A 17,073-nucleotide genomic window follows, 5' to 3' on the forward strand; every position below is an offset into this window, starting at 1 on the left:
GGCCGAGCATACGAAACGGCCCGCGCGAGAACGCGCGGGCCGTTTCAGCCGATCGAGGCGGCGGACTACTTGGCGGCGGGCTGCCCCTCCGCCGCAACGGCGTCGGAGATCGCCTGCTGCAGGCGCTTCTGAGCCTCGCCGTACGCGGTCCAGTCGCCGGACTTCAGAGCGGCCTGGCTGTCGCTGAGCGCCTGGTTGGCACGCTGCAGGGCCTCCTGGAGGGCCGTGTTGCCCGCCGCGGAGCCGCCGGTCCCTCCCCCGGTCTGCTCGCCGCCGCCGGTGCCGCCGCCGGTCTGACCGCCGGTGCCACCACCCTCGGTCGGCACGTTGTTGTCACCGGCGGACGCGCCCGAGTCGCCGCCGAACAGGGCATCGAGCGCCTGGTCGAGAGTGTCCTCGAACTCGATCTTGTCGCCGAAGGCCACCAGCACCTTCTGCAGCAGCGGGTAGCTCGTCTCACCCGAGGATCGGACGTAGACCGGCTGCACGTAGAGCAGACCGCCACCGACCGGCAGGGTCAGCAGATTGCCGTTGATGACCTCCGATTTACCCTGTCGCAGCAGGTTCAGCTGCTGCGAGACGGTGGGATCGGAGTCGAACTGGTTCTGCATCTGCCCGGGGCCCGGGATCGTGTCGCTCGAGGGCAGTTGCAGAAGCCTGAGCTTGCCGTAGCCGGACGCGACCTTGCCCTTGGTATCGCCGGCATCCGCATCCACCGCCAGGTAGCCCTTCAGCACCGACCGGCTCGACTCGCTCGTGCCCGCTGGGATGAAGGTCGAGTAGAGCGAGAACGCGGGGGCGTCCTGGCCCGGCATCTTCATCGTCAGGTAGTAGGGCGGCTGCAGGGCCGGGTTGCTCGACGGCGAGGTCGGGTCGTTCGGCGTGGTCCACGCGTCCTCACGCGAGTAGAACGAGCCCGCGTCGTCGACGTGGTACTGGCCGAGCACCGCCCGCTGCACCTTGAACAGGTCGGACGGGTAGCGCACGTGGCTCATCAGCTGAGCGCTCATGTCGCTCACCGGCTTGACGGTGGCCGGGAAGACCTTCTCCCACGTCTTGAGCACCGGGTCGCTGGTGTCCCACGCGTACAGGGTCACCGAACCGTCGTACGCGTCGACGGTGGCCTTCACCGAGTTGCGGATGTAGTTGATGTCGTCGAAGGCGTAGGCGGGCTTCGGTGTGTCCTTGTCTGCCGTCGCATCGCTCAAGCTGCCGACGTGCGAGTACGGGAACTGGTCGCTCGTCGTGTAGCCGTCGACGATCCACTTGACGCGCCCGTCCACGACCGCCGGGTACGCCTGCGAGTCGACGGTGAGGTAGGGCGCGACCTTCTGCACGCGCTTGATCGGGTCGCGGTCGTAGAGGATCTGCGAGTTGCTGTTGACCGCGTCCGAGAGGACGATCTGCTCGTCCTGGAACTTCAGCGCGTAGACCAGTCGCTTGAAGATGTTGTCGAGCTTCGGGCCGCCGTTCCCGTCGAACGTCGTGTACGTCTGCTGCGCGCCGTCCGAGCCGCCCGGGTAGTCGAGCTCGACCTGCTTGGAGCCCTTCGGGGCGCCGACGATCGAGTACGTCGGCGACTGCTCGCCGAAGTAGATGCGCGGCTGGTACGTGCCGAGCGTCCCGGTGGTGGGGATGCCCGACTCCATGAACACCGGCTGGCCGTCGGGAGAGCGCTGGTTGCCGTAGGCGGCGACCAGCCCGTAGCCGTGCGTGTAGACGACGGTGTCGTTGAACCAGTTGCGGGTGCCGCCGAGGCCGGACTGCTGCAGCTCGCGGACGGCGACCACCGCATCCTGCTGCGTGCCGTTGACCTCGTAGCGGTCGACGTTCAGCTTCTCGGGGAACGCGTAGTACTGCCGGAACTGCTGCAGCTGGCGGAACGACGGGCTGACGACGGCGGGGTCGAGGATGCGGATCTGCGCGGTCGTCTGCGCGTCCTGCCGCAGGGCGCCCTGCTCGGCCGTCGTCTTCGCGTTGTACGGGATCGTCTCGATGTCGCTGAGCCCGTACGCCTCGCGGGTGTAGTCGATCCCCTTCTGCACGTAGGGCGACTCCAGCGTCTTCTGGCTCGGGTCGACCTGGAACCGCTGGACGACCCACGGCACGATCGCGCCGACCACCAGGGCGGCGACGATGAGCAGCGCCGTGCCGACCATCGGGAACCGCCAGCGGCCGATGAAGGCCGTCAGCACGAACAGGATGGCGACGAACACCGCGGCGCCCGCCAGGATCGCGCGGCCCGGGATGGTCGCGTTGACGTCCGTGTAGGCGGCGCCGTTGATCATGTCGTTGACGTTGGAGTCGGTGACCGTGGCGTAGCGGTCGAGCCAGATGCTGATGCCCTGCAGGAGAAGGTACAGCGCGGCGATCACGGAGATCTGGACACGCGCCGCGCGCGAGATGCGCACCTCGCGACCACTGACCCGGATCGAGCCGTACAGGTAGGTGGTGGCCAGTGTCGCGAGCAGCGAGATGAGCACGACCGCCGACGCGAACCCGACCGCGCTGCGATAGAACGGCAGCGCGAAGAGGTAGAAGCCGATGTCGAGGTGGAAGAGCGGGTCGGTCTTGCCATAGGCGGTGCCGTTCAGCCAGAGCGCCGCGGTCTGCCAGCGGCTCGCGGTCGAGACACCGGCGAAGATGCCGAAGACGATGGGGATGCCGTACATCGCGAGGCGCCGCAGCGGCTCGATGACCTGCTGGTAGCGGTCGAGCTGCGAGTTCAGCTTCGCGTAGACCGGGCGCAGCCGGTACGCCAGCTGGATGGACAGCCAGAGCGGCAACGCCATCCCGAAGAAGCCGATGAAGAACATGGCGATGCCTGCGAACCACTGCGTGGTGAGCACCTGGAGGTAGCCGAGCTGGTCGTACCAGAGGATGTCGGCGTACAGCCCTGCGAAGACGAAGAACAGGATGACCACCGCGACGATCACCCCGAGAGTGATCCAGATGGCCGCGCGCCGGCGGCCTGCGGGTCGAGCTGCTGCTGTTGAACTCACGTATGGCCTTCTTGGTCTCGCGTGGCGGGGATGTGAACCATCCTAGGCAAGGGACGCTTGGAGAACGCTGCTACGCGACCGTGCGCTCACCGGGCGGGGCAGGTGGCGAGGCCGGAGGTGCTCGATCCGTCCTCCACCGCCTTCAGGACTTTGAGGGAGTCGTCCAGCGTCTTCACGGCGAACACGCGGAGACCGGCGGGGATGTGGCCGGTCACCTCGTCGCAGTTCGAGGCGGGCGCGAGGAAGTAGTCGGCCTTGCCGTCGTCGCGCGCGGCGTACATCTTCTGCCGGATGCCGCCGATCGGGCCGATCTGCCCCGTGTTGTCGATCGTGCCCGTCCCGGCGATGCGCTTGCCGCCGTTCAGGGATCCAGGCGTCAGCTTGTCGATGATCCCGAGCGCGAACATCTGGCCCGCGCTCGGGCCGCCCACGTCGTTGAGCTGGATCTTCACGTCGAAGGGGAAGGTGTAATCCATCCCGGCGCCGATGCCGAGCACGACCTGCCCCTGCGACTCGGTCGGGGTGATCGAGACGGTCGTCGGCACGCCGTCGCGCACGATCCCGAGCTCGGCCGCCTTGCCGGTGCCGTTCTCCTTCACCGCGCTCCGGAGCTCGTCGACACTCGCGATCTTCGTGCCGTTGACGGAAGTGATCTCGTCGCCCACCTTCAGCACATCGGCGGCCGGCGTGCCCTTGATCAGCTGCTTGACGGCCACGTTCTCGGGGAAGGTGTAGCCGAGCTCGTTGAGGGCGGCGGCGATCGCATCCTGCTGGGAGTCGACCATCAGGGCGGCGTTCTCGGCGTTCGACTGCTCGGTGGTGGTGCCGGGCGGGAACACCGACTCGAGCGGCAGGACCGCCTTGCTCGGCTGGAACCACGCACCCGCGATCTCCATCCACGACGGGCGCTGCTCCGGATTGCCCACCACCGAGACGGTGAGCAGGTCGAGCGACCCGGACGTCGGATAGGTCTTCTGGCCGGAGATGCTGATGAGCTCCTTGGCGTCCCCGCCCTCCGTCGCGCCGACCTGCTGGTCGGTGCCGAGGGTGTTGTAGACGGGCCCAGGCTGCTCGATCACGAACGGAGCGGGGACCAGCGCGAGCACCAGGCCGAGGACGACGGCGAGGCCGATGGCGACCCATCCGATGATCACGCGCCGCGGCGGCGCGATGCGCGTGCGCTCCTGGGTGCGCAGCGTCGGGTCCTCGTCGCCGAACAGCGTCACGGGGGCGTCCTCTCGTCAGGGTCGTGTTCGCCACAGGCGCACGGTCCGGAAGCGAGCATAGGGCAATTCCCACCCGGCATCCCGGCGCCAGCGGCTAGCGTAGATGACAAGCCTGAAGCCGAGCCCGACGGCTGCTCACCGGACGGCCGGCTCACTTCGAGGAGTAGGGAACGACGATGGCCGACGACCAGAACGAGGAGCGGGACGACGACGAGTTCCGCGACATGCTGAACCAGTTCCTGTCGGGGAACGGCGCATCGATCGACCCGAGCCGCCTCGCCGGCGCCGCGGGCCTCCCCAACGATCCCGCCAGCATCCAGGCGCTGCTCGGACAGCTCCAGAACGCGCTGATGAACCCGGGCGGCGGCATCAACTGGGACATCGCCGAGCAGCAGGCGCGCCAGCTGGCCGCCGACGGCGCCCATGCGGTCACGCCGGCCGAGCGCGCCTCGCTCGACCAGGCCTTCCACGTGGCCGCACTCTGGCTCGACCAGGCGACCGGCGTCGCGGGACTCAGCGCCACGCCCGAGCTGATCGGCCGTGCCGAGTGGGCCCGGCAGACGATGCCGCTGTGGACGCAGCTGGCCGAGCCGGTTGCGCTCAGCATCTCCGACGCGCTCACCCGCGTCCTCGCCGAGCAGGCTCCGGAGGAGATGCAGGCCATGCTGCAGAACGCCGGCCAGGTCATGCGCTCCATCGGCGGCGCCCTGTTCGCGATGCAGCTCGGCCAGGTCGTCGGGCAGCTCTCCAAGGAGGTCGTCTCCGGTGGGGACATCGGCATCCCGCTGCTGCCGGACGGCACCGCGGCGCTGCTCCCGCAGAACATCGCGGAGTTCGGCGACGGTCTCGACATCCCCGAAGACCAGATCCAGCTGTACCTCGCGGTGCGCGAGCTCGCACACGCGCGCCTGTTCCGCCACGCGAAGTGGCTGCGCCTCCAGCTGATCACGCAGATCACGGCCTTCGCCAAGGGCATCACCATCGACACCGATGCCCTGGAGTCGCTGGCCGAGAACTTCGACCCGTCCAACCCCGACGAGCTGCGCGAGGCGATGGTGAGCGGGCGGCTGATCCCGCCGCGCACCGAGGAGCAGCAGGAGGCGCTCGCGCGTCTCGAGACCGTCCTCGCACTGGTCGAGGGCTGGGTCGACGTGGTGACCGCCAACGCCACCCGCCTGCTCCCCCGGGCCGACGCGATCGCCGAGACGGTCCGTCGCCGGCGCGCATCGGGCGGTCCGGCGGAGTCCGCGTTCGCGACCCTCGTCGGGCTCGAGCTGCGACCGCGCCGGCTGCGCGACGCCGCCGCGATGTGGCAGGCCGTGACGGAAGCGGTCGGCATGGATGGGCGCGACGACCTGTGGTCGCACCCGGACCTGCTGCCGCAGTCGTCGGACCTCGACGACCCGTCGGCCCTCGTTGCGCGCCTCACGGCCACCGCGACCGGTCAGGAGCCCGAGCAGGATGCGCTCGACCAGGCCATCGAGGACCTCCTGCGCGACGACCGGGACCGGCCGACCGAAGCCTGACCTGTGGATGACCGGGGTGCGCGGTCAGCGGCTGTGGACAACCGCTGACCGGGCCCCGGCGTCCGGCAGGATGCGGGGATGGCCATCGCACTCGACCCCCGCATCCAACGCGTCTGGCGCACTCCGGACTGCCTGCAGTTCGGTGTGGAGCAACCGGTGCTCGTGCTCGACAGCGTCAGCGCGGCCGACGAGCGGATGCTCGCGGCGCTCGCCTGCGGCGTGACCCGCGAGGGACTGCAGCTGCTCGCGGAGAGGGCCGGCGCGCCGCCGGGTGCGGCAACGGCGCTGCTGAAGCGCGTCGCGCCCGCGCTGGCGCGCGATGAGGGACGCGAGAACCGGGACGAGCGACCGCCCGGCCGGCCGCCACTCGTCGTGCTCGACGCGGCGGGACCGACGGCGTCGCAGCTCGCCGGGATGCTGACCGATGCTGGCGCGGAGGTGCGCGGCGGACTCGCGTGGGACGACCCGGCGCTCGACCGGGCAGAGGCGGCGGTCATCGTCGGCTCGTACGCGATCGAGCCGCAGCGTTCCGCCCGCTGGCTGCGGCGCGACATCCCCCACCTTGCGGTCGTGTTCGGGGATGCCGGGGTCACGGTCGGGCCGTGGGTGCGACCGGGAGCGGCGCCGTGCCTCCGGTGCGTCGACCTTCACCGTACGGCCGCCGACCCGGCATGGCCGGTGATGGCCACCCAACTGCACACGCTGCCGCCACCGGGTGAGGACGCGATCACGTCCGCCATCGTCGCCGCCCGCGCCGCCGCGCTGGTGCTCGCGGGCGTCGGCGCTGCCCGCGGACGGCCGGCACTTCCGCCCCCGGTCGGGGTGAGCTGGCGGCTGGTCCGCGACCGGACGGACAAGGGCAGCGCGGACGGGAGCGACGCGCGATGGGGCGGTGCCGACTGGGTCAGCGCTACCTGGGAGCCGCACCCGGAGTGCGGGTGCCTCGGCCTTCCGCCGTGACCGTCGGCCGCAGCTCCGCCAGGAAGCGAGATGGCTGCCGGAGTTGCGGCCTGCCGGGCTGGTTGCCGCGCGCCGCCCAGCTGAGGTGGAGGCTGCGACGTGCACGGGTGATGCCGACGTACAGCAGGCGGCGCTCTTCGTCGATCTGCTCGAAGGTGCTCGCATAGCTGATCGGGACGAGGCCCTCGCTGAGGCCGATCAGGTAGACCGAGGGCCATTCCAGTCCCTTGGCCGCGTGGAGGGTCGCGAGGGTCACGGCCGACATCGTCGGTTCGTGCTGACCGGCCTGCCGGGCGAGCAGTTCATCGGTGAAGGCGCGGAGCGTCTGGCCGGGCGGCTGCTCGTCCACCAGGCCCATGATGGCGTTCAGCGACTCCCAGCGCTCGCGGACGGCGCCACGGGCCTCGGGAGGCTGCACCGACCATCCCAGCGAGCGCAGCACGTCGCTGACCGACTTGAACAGTGGGTCCTCGGTGGCCGCGAGGCTGGCCGCCCGTAGCGACATGACGGCCTGGCGCACCTCCGGGAGGTCGAAGAAGCGCTTCGAACCGCGGATCTGGTAGCTGATCCCGAGGTCGCCGAGCGCCTGCTCGAGTGCCGCGGCCTGGACGTTGACGCGGTACAGCACCGCGATGTGCTCCGGCCGTGCGCCCGCGGCCAGCTCGGCGGCGATGCGTCCGGCGACGGCGCGGGCCTCGGCCCGATCGTCCTCGAAGGTGGCGGGCTCGGTGACGGGGTCACCGTGCGGTGTCCCACCGGCGATCTCGGCCGGGCGCAGGGTCAGCGCGCCGGACCTCCCGCGCATCAGCCGGTTCGCGGTGTCGATCACGGCCGGCGTCGAGCGGTAGTTCTGCTCCAGTCGCACCACGGTCGCGCCGGGATGCTCGTGCTCGAATCCGAGCAGGTACTCGCTGCGGGCTCCGGCGAAGGAGTAGATCGTCTGGCTGGCGTCGCCGACGACGCACAGGTCGCGGCGGGTGCCCAGCCACAGGCTGAGCAGCTGGTGCTGGAGCGGCGAGACGTCCTGATACTCGTCCACGACGAAGAAGCGGTACTGCTCGCGCACCTGCAGGGCGACCGACGGCTCGGACTCGATCATCCCGGCGCAGGCGAGCAGCACATCCTCGAAGTCGATCTGCTTGCGTTCGTCCTTGAGGTCCTCGTACGACTGCAGCAGATCGGCGACCTGCGTCGCGGTCAGCGAGCCGGGGGTCGGCCGGTCGGCGGCCGTGTACTGCTCGATGCTCAGGCCAGAGACCTTGCGCCACTCGATCTCCGCGGCGACGTCACGCAGGGTGGCCGTGTCCACCTTCACCTTCAGCCGCTCTGCGGCATGCCCCAGGATGCGGCCCTTGCCGTCGAGCACGGAGGGCAGCTGCCCGCCGACGACCTGCGGCCAGAAGTAGTTCAGCTGCGCGAGAGCGGCGGAGTGGAAGGTCCGCGCCGACACTCCCCCGGCGCCGAGCTGACGGAGCCGCCCACGCAGCTCGGCAGCGGCGCGCGCGGTGAACGTCAGCGCCATCACACGCCCGGGCGCATAGGCGCCGGAGGCGACGCCGTACGCGATGCGGTGCGTGATCGCGCGCGTCTTGCCCGTGCCGGCACCGGCGAGGATGCACACCGGGCCGAACAGCGCCTCCGCCGCGACCCGCTGCTGCGCGTCCAGCCCGGCCAGCAGGGCGTCCGGGCCGGAGAGCGCGGTGCTCACGGCGCCGGCGGCTCGTCGAGCGGGCCGCCGTACCAGTCCTCGATGAGGGCTCGCGCGATGGAGGAGCGGCCCGGGAGGATGATCTGCTCGCGCGCCGCCCACAGCTCGTCGCGGGTGAACCAGCGCACGTCGAGGATCTCCTCGCCGTCCGGATCGAGCGCGCTCGCGGCCTGATCATCGGCCAGCCGCGCCGTCATGCCGACCATCACCGATGCCGGGAACGGCCACGGCTGCGAGCCCTTGTAGCGGGCGTCGACGACGCGGATGCCCGCCTCCTCGAACATCTCGCGCTCCACTGCCGCCTCGAACGACTCGCCCGGCTCGACGAAACCGGCGAGCAGCGAATAGCGGGAGTTCTCCCACATCGCGTTGGAGCCGAGCAGGAGCCGGTCGTCCGCATCCAGCACCGTCACGATGACCGCGGGGTCCGTTCGCGGAAAGACCTCGGAGCCGTCCTCGAGGCAGCGCCGCACCCAGCCCGCCTGCTCGACCACCGTCGGCGATCCGCAGCGGGGGCAGTGCGTGTGCGTCGCGTGCCAGTTCGCCATCGCGAGCGCCTCGGTGAAGAGGCCCGCGTCGCGGTCGCTCAGCGCGGTGGCGACCGTACGCAGGTTGCCCCAGCGCGCCTCGTCCGGCTCCAGCTCCTGCGCCGCGGCGTCGGTCAGCACCTGCAGCACCACGGCGGTGCCCGCGGGCTCGGTCGCCGAGGCGACCGTGGTGCGGCCGAGGTACACCCGGATCAGCGCGGAGGTGACCCGGTCCACCGGCAGCAGCTCCAGCTCGGCCGGTCCGGCGTCCGGGGCCGACCAGCCGTCCGCTGCGGGCGTGGCGGCCGCGACGCTCTCCGCAGTCAGCAGCGCCCGTCCCTTCCACAGCGCGAGCACGCGCGTGGTCGGCTCCTCCCAGAGCTCGTCGAACAGGGCAGGCCGCGATCGCGCGGCATGGTCGCGGTCGGTCGCGTGCCGCGAGAGCGGAAGAGCGGCGAGGGGAAGGGCGGGAGTCGGGGCGGACGACATCGAGGTCCTTTCGGGGCGTGGCGGACGGCCGTCGCAGGGAGGTCCAATTAGCCTAGGTGCATGGCCAGATCCCACTTCACTCTAGCCGCGCTGGCCACCTCGGCCGTTCCCGACCTCGACGTCTCCGGCGCCCGCAGCTACACCAGGAGCGGCGCAGGCGAGTTCGACTCGGCGCTGCTGTCGACGAGGGACGGCTCCACCGTCATCGTGCGCGTGCCGACGAACCAGATCGCGGAGACCGAGCAGAGCGCCGATCTGGTCGCGCTGCGCGCACTCACCACCGGCATCCGCACCCGTCTCCCGTTCGAGGTGCCCCGCTACCTCGGCCAGGCGCCTGTCGCGGGAACGCGCGCCGTCGTCTACGACTTCCTCCCGGGCGAGCACATCGCGGTGGAGGACGTCCCGCCGGGCGATGGCCTGGCCGGGTCGATCGGGCACGCCATCGCGGCCATCCACGCGCTCCCCACCGCCTTCGTCGGCGAGGCCGGCCTGCCGGTGATGTCGTCGGCCGAGTGCCTCACGGCGGCGAACTCGGTCATCGAATCGGCCGCATCCACCGGTCTCCTGCCCGTCGCGCTGCGCGACCGGTGGCGGGATGCGGCGGCCGACCACTCGATCTGGCAGTTCCAGCCGACCGTCATCAACGGCTCCCTCACCTCGGACTCTTTCCTCGTCGAGGACGACGTCGTCACGGCCGTGCTCGGCTGGTCGGCGCTCCGCGTCGGCGACCCGGCGCGCGACCTGCACTGGCTGCTCGCCATGAACCCGGAGGCGACCGACGGCGCCCTGGGCGCCTACGCCTCCACGCGGCAGGTCGCCACCGACCGCCAGTTCACCCAGCGCGCCATGCTGTACGCCGAGCTCGAGGTGGCCCGGTGGCTGCTCCATGGCCGCGAGGTGCGCGACCAGACGATCGTGGATGACGCGGTCGAGATGCTCGACGGCCTGGTGGACCGCGTCCGCAGCAACTCGATGAACCCGCTCTCGACGGCGACCGGCCCGATCATGGCCGTCGGCGATGTGGAGGCCATGCTCGACCGGACTCCCGGCGACCGCACGGATCCCGGAGGCTACGGGCGCTCGGGCGGGATGAAGCCGGTCGCCGACGACCAGAGCGACGTCAGCTCCTCCTCCGCGTAGAGGCGCTCCGGCCGCACGACCGCGTCGTCGGCCACGAAGTAGAAGACGGCGTCGATCCGCTCCGGGTCGATCCCTGCGTAGCGGGCGAACGCCAGGCGGTAGAGCGCGAGCTGCAGCTGCTTGCGCTCCAGGTCGTCCGCGTCGCGCGGCGCCTTGCCGGTCTTCCAGTCGACGATCTGGTAGTCGTGGATGCCGTCCTCCGCCCGGTAGACGGCGTCGAGCTTGCAGACGACCACCTGCCCGGCGAGGGTGATGTGGATCTCCAGCTCCACCTCCTCCGGACGCCGCCCGGCCCACTGGCTGCGCTCGAAGGTGGCACGGAGCTCCTCGAAGCGCTCGGCCTCGAGCACATCGCCCGCGAGGTCGTCCAGTTCGGCGACGTGGGCGTCGAGCACGTCGGTCGCGCCCGCGACCGTGCCGAAGCGCTCCTCCACCCAGCGGTGGAACAGGGTGCCCAGCCTCGTCTGGCGGTACGGGCGCTCGGGCATCGGCCGGCGCAGGGTCGCCGCCACCGATGCCGGGTCGGTCACGTAGTCCTTGAACCGCGAGGCCGGGATGCGCGCGGGCAGCTCGACGAGACCCGCCTCTTCTGCGCGTCGGGTGCGCTCGGCGAGCAGCAGGTCGAGGTCGCGCGCGTAGACACCGCCGTCGCCCGCCCCGCGCTCCCGTGCGCGGCGGACCGCCTCGGCCGCCGCCTCGACGCGCGTGCGGCGGGCGCCGAGCGGCTCAAGCGGCCAGGTCACGGTGGATGCGGTCAGCGCGAGGGGGTTCTCCTCCGACTCGTCGCAGTCCGGGAACGCGTCCGGCGGCAGCAGACCCGCCTCCTGCAGTTCCAGGAGGTACGACCCGGGGCCGCGCGGCTTGGTCTGGGTCGACCAGTACGAACCGGACAGCAGCAGCCGCTGCCGGGCCCGGGTGACGGCGACGTAGATCAGCCGGCGCTGCTCGTCGAGGTGCCGGGCGAGGTTCTCCTCCTCGAACGCCGCGATCGAGTCGTTGACGTCCTTCTGGGTCTCGGCGGTGCGCCAGGCGATCACCGGAAGCTCGGCCGAGTCTCCTCGGAACTCGTTCGGCAGCTGCCCGAAGGCCAGCCAGCCCTTGCGGCTCTGCGGCGGCCCGGGGAGCTCACCCTCGACCAGGCGCGGGACGGCCACGACATCCCACTCCAGGCCCTTCGCGCCGTGGATGGTGAGGATCTGCACGGTGCCCGGCTCCGGCTCCTCGCTGCGCGGGGCCAGGTTGTCGCGCTGCTCCGCCTCCGCGAGCCACGACAGGAAGGAGCCGAGGGTCGCCTGGTCGTCCGCCGCGAGGTACGAGGCGACCTGCTCCGCGAACGCGTCGAGGCTCGCCTGACCGAGCTGCGCGGTCTCGTTCGCCGCGACCTCGATGTCGAGCAGAAGCTCCTGCTGCACCAGCGTGACGAGGTCGAGCAGGTCGAGCCCGACCCGTGACCGCAGGTGGTCGAGTCGTCGGCCGGCGTCACGCATCCGCGCCAGACCCTCCGGGCTGAATCCCGCCAACCGTCCGTGGTCGTCCGGTGCCTCGACGACGAAGTCGAGCGCATCCACCAGGGATGCCGACTCCTCCCCCGCGACCGATCGCCGCAGCCGGTCGCGCAGTTCGGGATCGAGCCGCTGGTACCGGTGGTCGCGCTCGGCGAGCCACGACGCGACATCGCGCAGCGCGGCGATGTCCTTCGGGCCGACGCGCCACTTGGCGCCCGTCAGCAACCGGATCAGCTCGGAGCCGGCGGTCGGGTCGTGCATCACCCGCAGAGCGCTGACGAGGTCGGCGATGACGGGCTGCTCCAGCAGGCCGCCCAGCCCGAGCACGTGATACGGGATGCCGTGGCGGGCGAGGGCGGACGTGAACACGTCGATCTTCTTCAGCGACCGGCAGAGCATCGCAGCACTCGGCGGGACGCCGTCGTCGTCGCGGTCGCCGAGCCGTGCGCCGAGCCAGCGCGCCACCGTCTCGGCCTCGTCGGCAACCGTCTGCTCGAACACCGCCGTCAGCTCCCCCGCGACGGCGCCGGGGCGAGGCTGCAGGCGCTCGACGTGCACCGGCGAGGCGGCCGTCAGCGGCTCCACGAGCGCGTTCGCCGCATCCAGGACCCGCGTCGGGTTGCGCCAGCTGGTGCTCAGCGCGTATTCGGCCGCTCCGCCCTCCGCTCCAGCGCGCTGACCGGTGAAGTCGGCGGAGAACCGGCCGAGGTTGGCCGCGCTGGCGCCGCGCCAGCCGTAGATGGACTGGTGCGGATCGCCGACCGCCATCACCGGCTGCCCGGCGAACAGCGTCGAGAGCAGGCGGGTCTGCACGACCGAGGTGTCCTGATACTCGTCGAGCAACACGACGCGGTAGCGCCGGCGGTAGTCGGCGACCACCGCGGGGAGGCGCTCGCTCACATCCAGCGCGAGGGCCACCTGGTCGGAGTACTCGACGAATCCGCGACGGCGCTTCTCGTCGGCGAAGGCGCGGGCGAGATCGAGCAGCGGAGGAAGCGACCCGACCGCGTCGACGGCCGAGCGCACGGAGGCGTAGAGCTCCTTCACGCGCCCGTTGCCCGTCGGCAGCTCGGCGATGCGCGCGAACTGCTCCACCATCCGCTCGACGTCGTCCGGGTCGGCGACGTTCTCGCTGAGCGCCCGGCTCAGCGTCACGACCGCGGTCGTGACCGCCTCGACGCCCCGGTCGAGCTCGACCAGGCGGTCGTCGGTGCTGGTGACGACGAGACGGCGGGCGAGCTGCCACGCCGACGCCTCGCTGAGCACCGCCGACTCCGGCTCGCGGCCGATCAGCAACGCGTTCTCGCGGAAGATCGCGTTCGCGAACGAGTTGTAGGTGGCGACCGCCGGGGCGTCGAACGGGTCGAACTCCACCTCGGTCACGCCGGACGCGACCAGCTGCTCGATACGGGTGCGGATGCGGCCCGCCAGCTCGCCCGCCGCCTTGCGGGTGAACGTCAGGCCGAGGATCTCGGGAACTCGAACGTGGCCGTTCGCGAGCAGCCAGACCACCCGGTTCGCCATCGTCTCGGTCTTGCCGCTGCCGGCTCCCGCGACCACGATCGCGGGTCGGAGCGGCGCCTCGATGACCGCCTGCTGCTGGGCGGTCGGGATGGGCAGCCGGAGCGCCTCGGCGATGTCCGCCGCGCTCAGCGCACGCGACGGGCGCGGCCGCTCCTCCTCCGTCTCGGCCAGCGAGAAGGCCTGCTCGACGAGGTCGAGCTCCGCCTGCTCGGTCGCCCACTCCAGGAGGCTCTCGTCGTCGACGTGCGTCGCTTCGTCCGTCATGCTCCTCCTCCCGCGCTCACCGCAGGCACCAGGTGGATGCGGTACTCGTACTTCCCGTGCGGGTCGCGCTCGCCCAGGTCGACGACCCCGGCGAAGGTCGCACCCGCCATGCCGTCGGCCGCTCGCGCGACGCGCTCTCGCAGCCGGTCGAGCCCTTCGTCGTCGACGCGGTCCTGAGCGACCTCGCGGTAGCCCTTCCCGCGGACGCCCTTGGCGACGAAGAGCAGCTTCGCCCCGCCAGATGGCAGGTCGGCGGCCTGCTCCACGGCCCCGTACTCCAGGGCGAGCTGATAGGCGCCCAGCTGCGCGTGCTCGGCCGCTTCCGCCGCCGAGGGCGTGCGGTTGCCCGTCTTGAGGTCGACGATGACGACCGTGCCGTCCGGTGTGCGCTCCACCCGGTCGATCGTCCCGCGCACGAGCGCCCGGCCGAGGCGCAGCTCGAAAGCGCCCTCGGAGCCGAGCAGCACGCCACCGGCGCGCTCGAAGTCGCGGAGGTACTCCGAGACCCCGGCCGTGAGGGTCCGCGTCCGTCGCCGCTCCTTCTCCTCCAGCCACGGCGACTCGAACGCGAGTTCGCCCCACCGGCGCTCGATGCCTTGCCACAGCCGCTCGACGCTGAGGTCGCGGTCGTCGCTCGTGCTCGCCTCCTCCATAACGGCGTGCACGACGGTGCCGATACCGGCGGCGAGTCCGCTCGGCGAGGCGGCCATCGTGTCCACGAACCAGGCCAGCGGCGACTTCTCGAACGTCTCCAGCCGCGACGGAGACACCCGGACCACGGCCTCCGGGTCGTCGAGGTCGACCAGCGGCTCGGTCGTCGACGGCTCCAGCAGGCCGTACCAGGCGGCGGGATCGGCGCCCTCCACGTCCGCGTCCGCCAGCCGGGCGAGCGCTTCGGCCGCGTCAGGTGCGCCCGTCGTGGCGAGGCGGCGACGCAACCGGCCGACCATGCCACGGAGGGAGAGCGGATGGGCGCCGTCGTCGGCGTCGTCGACGGCCAGGTCGGCCGCGAGGCGCAGGAACGGGGAGGGCTGCTCGTCGTCGTTCGCCGTGGCCGTGAGGATCACCTGGCCGCGGGCGCGCGAGACCGCCAGCGCGAACATCCGGAGCTCGTCGCCGAGCACCTCCGCCCGCTCGTCCTCGGTCACGGTGGTGCGACCCTCCACCGCGTCCGCGAGCTCTTGCGGGTGCAGCAGCGAACCGCGCAGGCGCAGGTTGGGCCAGACGCTCTCCTGGAGTCCGGCGACGACGACGACCTCGAACTCGCGACCGATGGTGGCGCTCGGGGTGCAGACCAGGACGGCGTCGCCGGCCGTACGGGCGGCGAGGGTGTCCTCCGGCACCTCCGCGCCGAGGAGTTCGACGACGAAGTCGGAGGCCGGATGCTCCGGGTAGCGCTCGACGAAGCGGCGGGCGGCGGTGAACAGCGCGACGACGCCGTCGAGGTGCCGGTTCGCCTCGTCGGCGACGATGCCCGTGCGCTCCGAGTGCTCCAGCCAGCGGGCGGCGAGGCCGCTGCGCTCCCAGACGTGCCAGAGCAGCTCCTCGATCGAGGCGCCGTTCTCCGCCTTCTCGCGGCCGGACCGCAGTGTCTCGGCCAGTCGTGCCGCCCGGCGGGCCGGGCTCGCATCGATCGTTGCCAGGTGCGCGGGATGCTGCAGCGCCTCCACGAGCAGCTCATCGCCCGGGCGGTTGCCGTCGCCCGCGAGCTCCTCCTGACGGAGGGCAAGGCGCAGCCGCCGCAGGCTGACGCTGTCGAGCCCGCCGAACGGCCCGAGCAGCAGTTCGGTGGCGACCACGGGCGTCAGCTCGATCGCGCCGAGTTGCACGCCGGCGATCGTGATCAGCTGGCGGGCGGCGAAATCGTCGCGCAGCGGACGCCCGGCGATGCTCGTCGTCGTCGGAACCTCGGCGACCGCGAGGGCACGCGAGAGGGCGGGCACATGGGCGCCCGAACGGACCACGACGGCCATCGAGCTCCAGGGGACGCCGTCGAGCAGGTGACGTTCGCGCAGCTTGCGCGCCAGCCGCGACGCCTCCGCGGGGGCGGACACGGCGACGAGCCGCACGATCTCGGGGCGGCGCTCGGCCGCATCCACGCCGTCCGCATCCACCTGCGCCGCATCCGGCTGCTCCGGTTCCGGGCGCCCGGCCGCGGCCAGCCGCTGGACGCCGGCTGCCGCCGTGCCGATGCGTTCGGTCACCCGGGCGGTCAGCTCGCGCAGCGCGGGCGTCTGGCGGTGCGCCGTGGTCAGCACGAAGCGGGTCACCGGCACGCCGAGGCGACCCTCGAGCTGCCCCAGGGCCGTGGTCTGGGCCCCGCGGAAGGTGGTGGATGCGACATCCGGGTCGCCGAATGCGACGACCGCGACGCCGCGCGCCGCCAGCGCCCGCAGCAGCGCCAGCGTCGCGACCGTCGCCTCCTGCAGGTCGTCCACGAAGACGGCGCGCAGGCCGTCGAGCGAGCTGCCCTCGGCGATGACCGTGACCGCCGACGCGATGAGCTCGGCCGAATCGACGAAGCCGCCGCGATAGCTGTCGACCACGAGCTGGTACTCGGCGATGAAGCGGGCGGCGGCGCGCCACTCGTCGTGGCCGGTGATCGCGCCGAGCTCGGACAGCCGGGAGGGGGTGACGCCGCGCTCGGCGCAGCGCGCCATCAACTCGCGCAGCTCGGTACGGAATCCACGCAGCGTCCGCACCTCCTGGACGAGCGGCTCTGGCCAGACCGGACCGGTTCCGTCCTCCAGGTGGCCGCTGATCAGCTCGGCGATGATCTGGTCCTGCTCGCCTCCGGTGAGGAGGCGCGGGGGCTCTGCTCCGATGCGGCGCGCCCGCTCGCCGACGAGCTGGAACGCGAGCGATGTCGCCGTGCGCGCCAGAGGCCCCTGCGTGGGAACGCCGAGGCGCAGGGCGATGCGGTCGCGGAGCGCCGTCGCCGCGGTGCGCGAGGCGCTCAGCGCCAGCACCTCGTCCGGCCGGTAGCCGCGGTCGAGCACGCGCTCGGCCAGGGCCTCCACCAGCGTCGTGGTCTTGCCCGTGCCTGGCGCTCCGAGCACGGCGGCGGAGGCGCCGTCCGGCAGCAGGAGCACCTCCGACTGCGAGCCGTCGAGCGCCGGGCCGCCCGCTGCGGGAGGGGATGCGAGGGTGCCGGCGGCGTGCATCCGGAAGCCTCGAGCGATCATGTCCTTCACGGTATCGG

Annotated in this window: 9 protein-coding genes; 3 read left to right on the forward strand and 6 right to left on the reverse strand. The window is 71.8% G+C overall.

Features of this window, described 5'->3' with window-relative positions:
* Nucleotides 1–65 precede the first annotated feature (65 nt).
* Together ABIC47_RS13930 and ABIC47_RS13935 are read right to left on the reverse strand one after the other, a co-directional pair.
* Nucleotides 66–3,002, reverse strand: a complete 2,937-nt coding sequence (locus ABIC47_RS13930; RefSeq protein ID WP_026307128.1) for a UPF0182 family membrane protein — start codon at nt 3,000–3,002, stop codon at nt 66–68.
* Between the two features lie 86 nt (nt 3,003–3,088).
* Nucleotides 3,089–4,228 carry a YlbL family protein gene (locus ABIC47_RS13935; RefSeq protein WP_354481165.1) on the reverse strand — a complete coding sequence of 380 codons (1,140 nt, stop codon included), beginning with the start codon at nt 4,226–4,228 and terminating at the stop codon, nt 3,089–3,091.
* A 176-nt stretch (nt 4,229–4,404) separates the two neighbouring features.
* On the opposite strand from ABIC47_RS13935, the gene ABIC47_RS13940 reads away from it, so the two are divergent.
* On the forward strand, nt 4,405–5,754 hold the full coding sequence (locus ABIC47_RS13940) for a zinc-dependent metalloprotease (protein WP_354481167.1): 1,350 nt from the start codon (nt 4,405–4,407) through the stop codon (nt 5,752–5,754).
* Nucleotides 5,755–5,832: 78 nt separating this feature from the next.
* On the forward strand, nt 5,833–6,714 hold the full coding sequence (locus ABIC47_RS13945) for a hypothetical protein (RefSeq protein ID WP_354481169.1): 882 nt from the start codon (nt 5,833–5,835) through the stop codon (nt 6,712–6,714).
* Here ABIC47_RS13945 and ABIC47_RS13950 read toward each other — a convergent pair.
* Together ABIC47_RS13950 and nudC are read right to left on the reverse strand one after the other, a co-directional pair.
* Nucleotides 6,665–8,422: an ATP-dependent helicase gene (locus ABIC47_RS13950; RefSeq protein ID WP_354481171.1), complete on the reverse strand. Its 1,758-nt coding sequence runs from the start codon at nt 8,420–8,422 to the stop codon at nt 6,665–6,667. The two genes, ABIC47_RS13945 and ABIC47_RS13950, sit on opposite strands and share 50 nt — an antisense overlap.
* Entirely contained in the window at nt 8,419–9,438 is a 1,020-nt protein-coding gene (gene nudC / locus ABIC47_RS13955; RefSeq protein ID WP_018190481.1) for an NAD(+) diphosphatase, read from the reverse strand. The genes ABIC47_RS13950 and nudC overlap by 4 nt, the downstream gene beginning before the upstream one ends.
* 60 nt (nt 9,439–9,498) lie before the next feature.
* Here nudC and ABIC47_RS13960 point away from each other — a divergent pair, with 60 nt between their 5' ends.
* Nucleotides 9,499–10,578 carry a phosphotransferase gene (locus ABIC47_RS13960; RefSeq protein WP_354481173.1) on the forward strand — a complete coding sequence of 360 codons (1,080 nt, stop codon included), beginning with the start codon at nt 9,499–9,501 and terminating at the stop codon, nt 10,576–10,578.
* Here ABIC47_RS13960 and ABIC47_RS13965 read toward each other — a convergent pair.
* Nucleotides 10,509–13,871: an ATP-dependent helicase gene (locus ABIC47_RS13965; RefSeq protein ID WP_354481175.1), complete on the reverse strand. Its 3,363-nt coding sequence runs from the start codon at nt 13,869–13,871 to the stop codon at nt 10,509–10,511. The genes ABIC47_RS13960 and ABIC47_RS13965 overlap by 70 nt on opposite strands.
* The gene (locus tag ABIC47_RS13970) at nt 13,868–17,056 is read right to left on the reverse strand and encodes an ATP-dependent helicase (RefSeq protein WP_354481177.1); all 3,189 of its coding nucleotides are present in this window, start codon (nt 17,054–17,056) and stop codon (nt 13,868–13,870) included. Before ABIC47_RS13970 ends, ABIC47_RS13965 begins: the two co-directional genes overlap by 4 nt.
* Nucleotides 17,057–17,073: the final 17 nt, after the last annotated feature.

This window comes from Leifsonia sp. 563, assembly GCF_040545055.1.
Classification (GTDB): domain Bacteria; phylum Actinomycetota; class Actinomycetes; order Actinomycetales; family Microbacteriaceae; genus Leifsonia.

Excerpts from the sequence above, each read along its gene's own strand:
- ABIC47_RS13970 (WP_354481177.1), bottom strand. The coding sequence starts at position 17,056 with ATGATCGCTCGAGGCTTCCGGATGCACGCCGCCGGCACCCTCGCATCC.
- ABIC47_RS13965 (WP_354481175.1), bottom strand. The coding sequence starts at position 13,871 with ATGACGGACGAAGCGACGCACGTCGACGACGAGAGCCTCCTGGAGTGG.
- nudC (WP_018190481.1), bottom strand. The coding sequence starts at position 9,438 with ATGTCGTCCGCCCCGACTCCCGCCCTTCCCCTCGCCGCTCTTCCGCTC.
- ABIC47_RS13940 (WP_354481167.1), top strand. The coding sequence starts at position 4,405 with ATGGCCGACGACCAGAACGAGGAGCGGGACGACGACGAGTTCCGCGAC.
- ABIC47_RS13945 (WP_354481169.1), top strand. The coding sequence starts at position 5,833 with ATGGCCATCGCACTCGACCCCCGCATCCAACGCGTCTGGCGCACTCCG.
- ABIC47_RS13960 (WP_354481173.1), top strand. The coding sequence starts at position 9,499 with ATGGCCAGATCCCACTTCACTCTAGCCGCGCTGGCCACCTCGGCCGTT.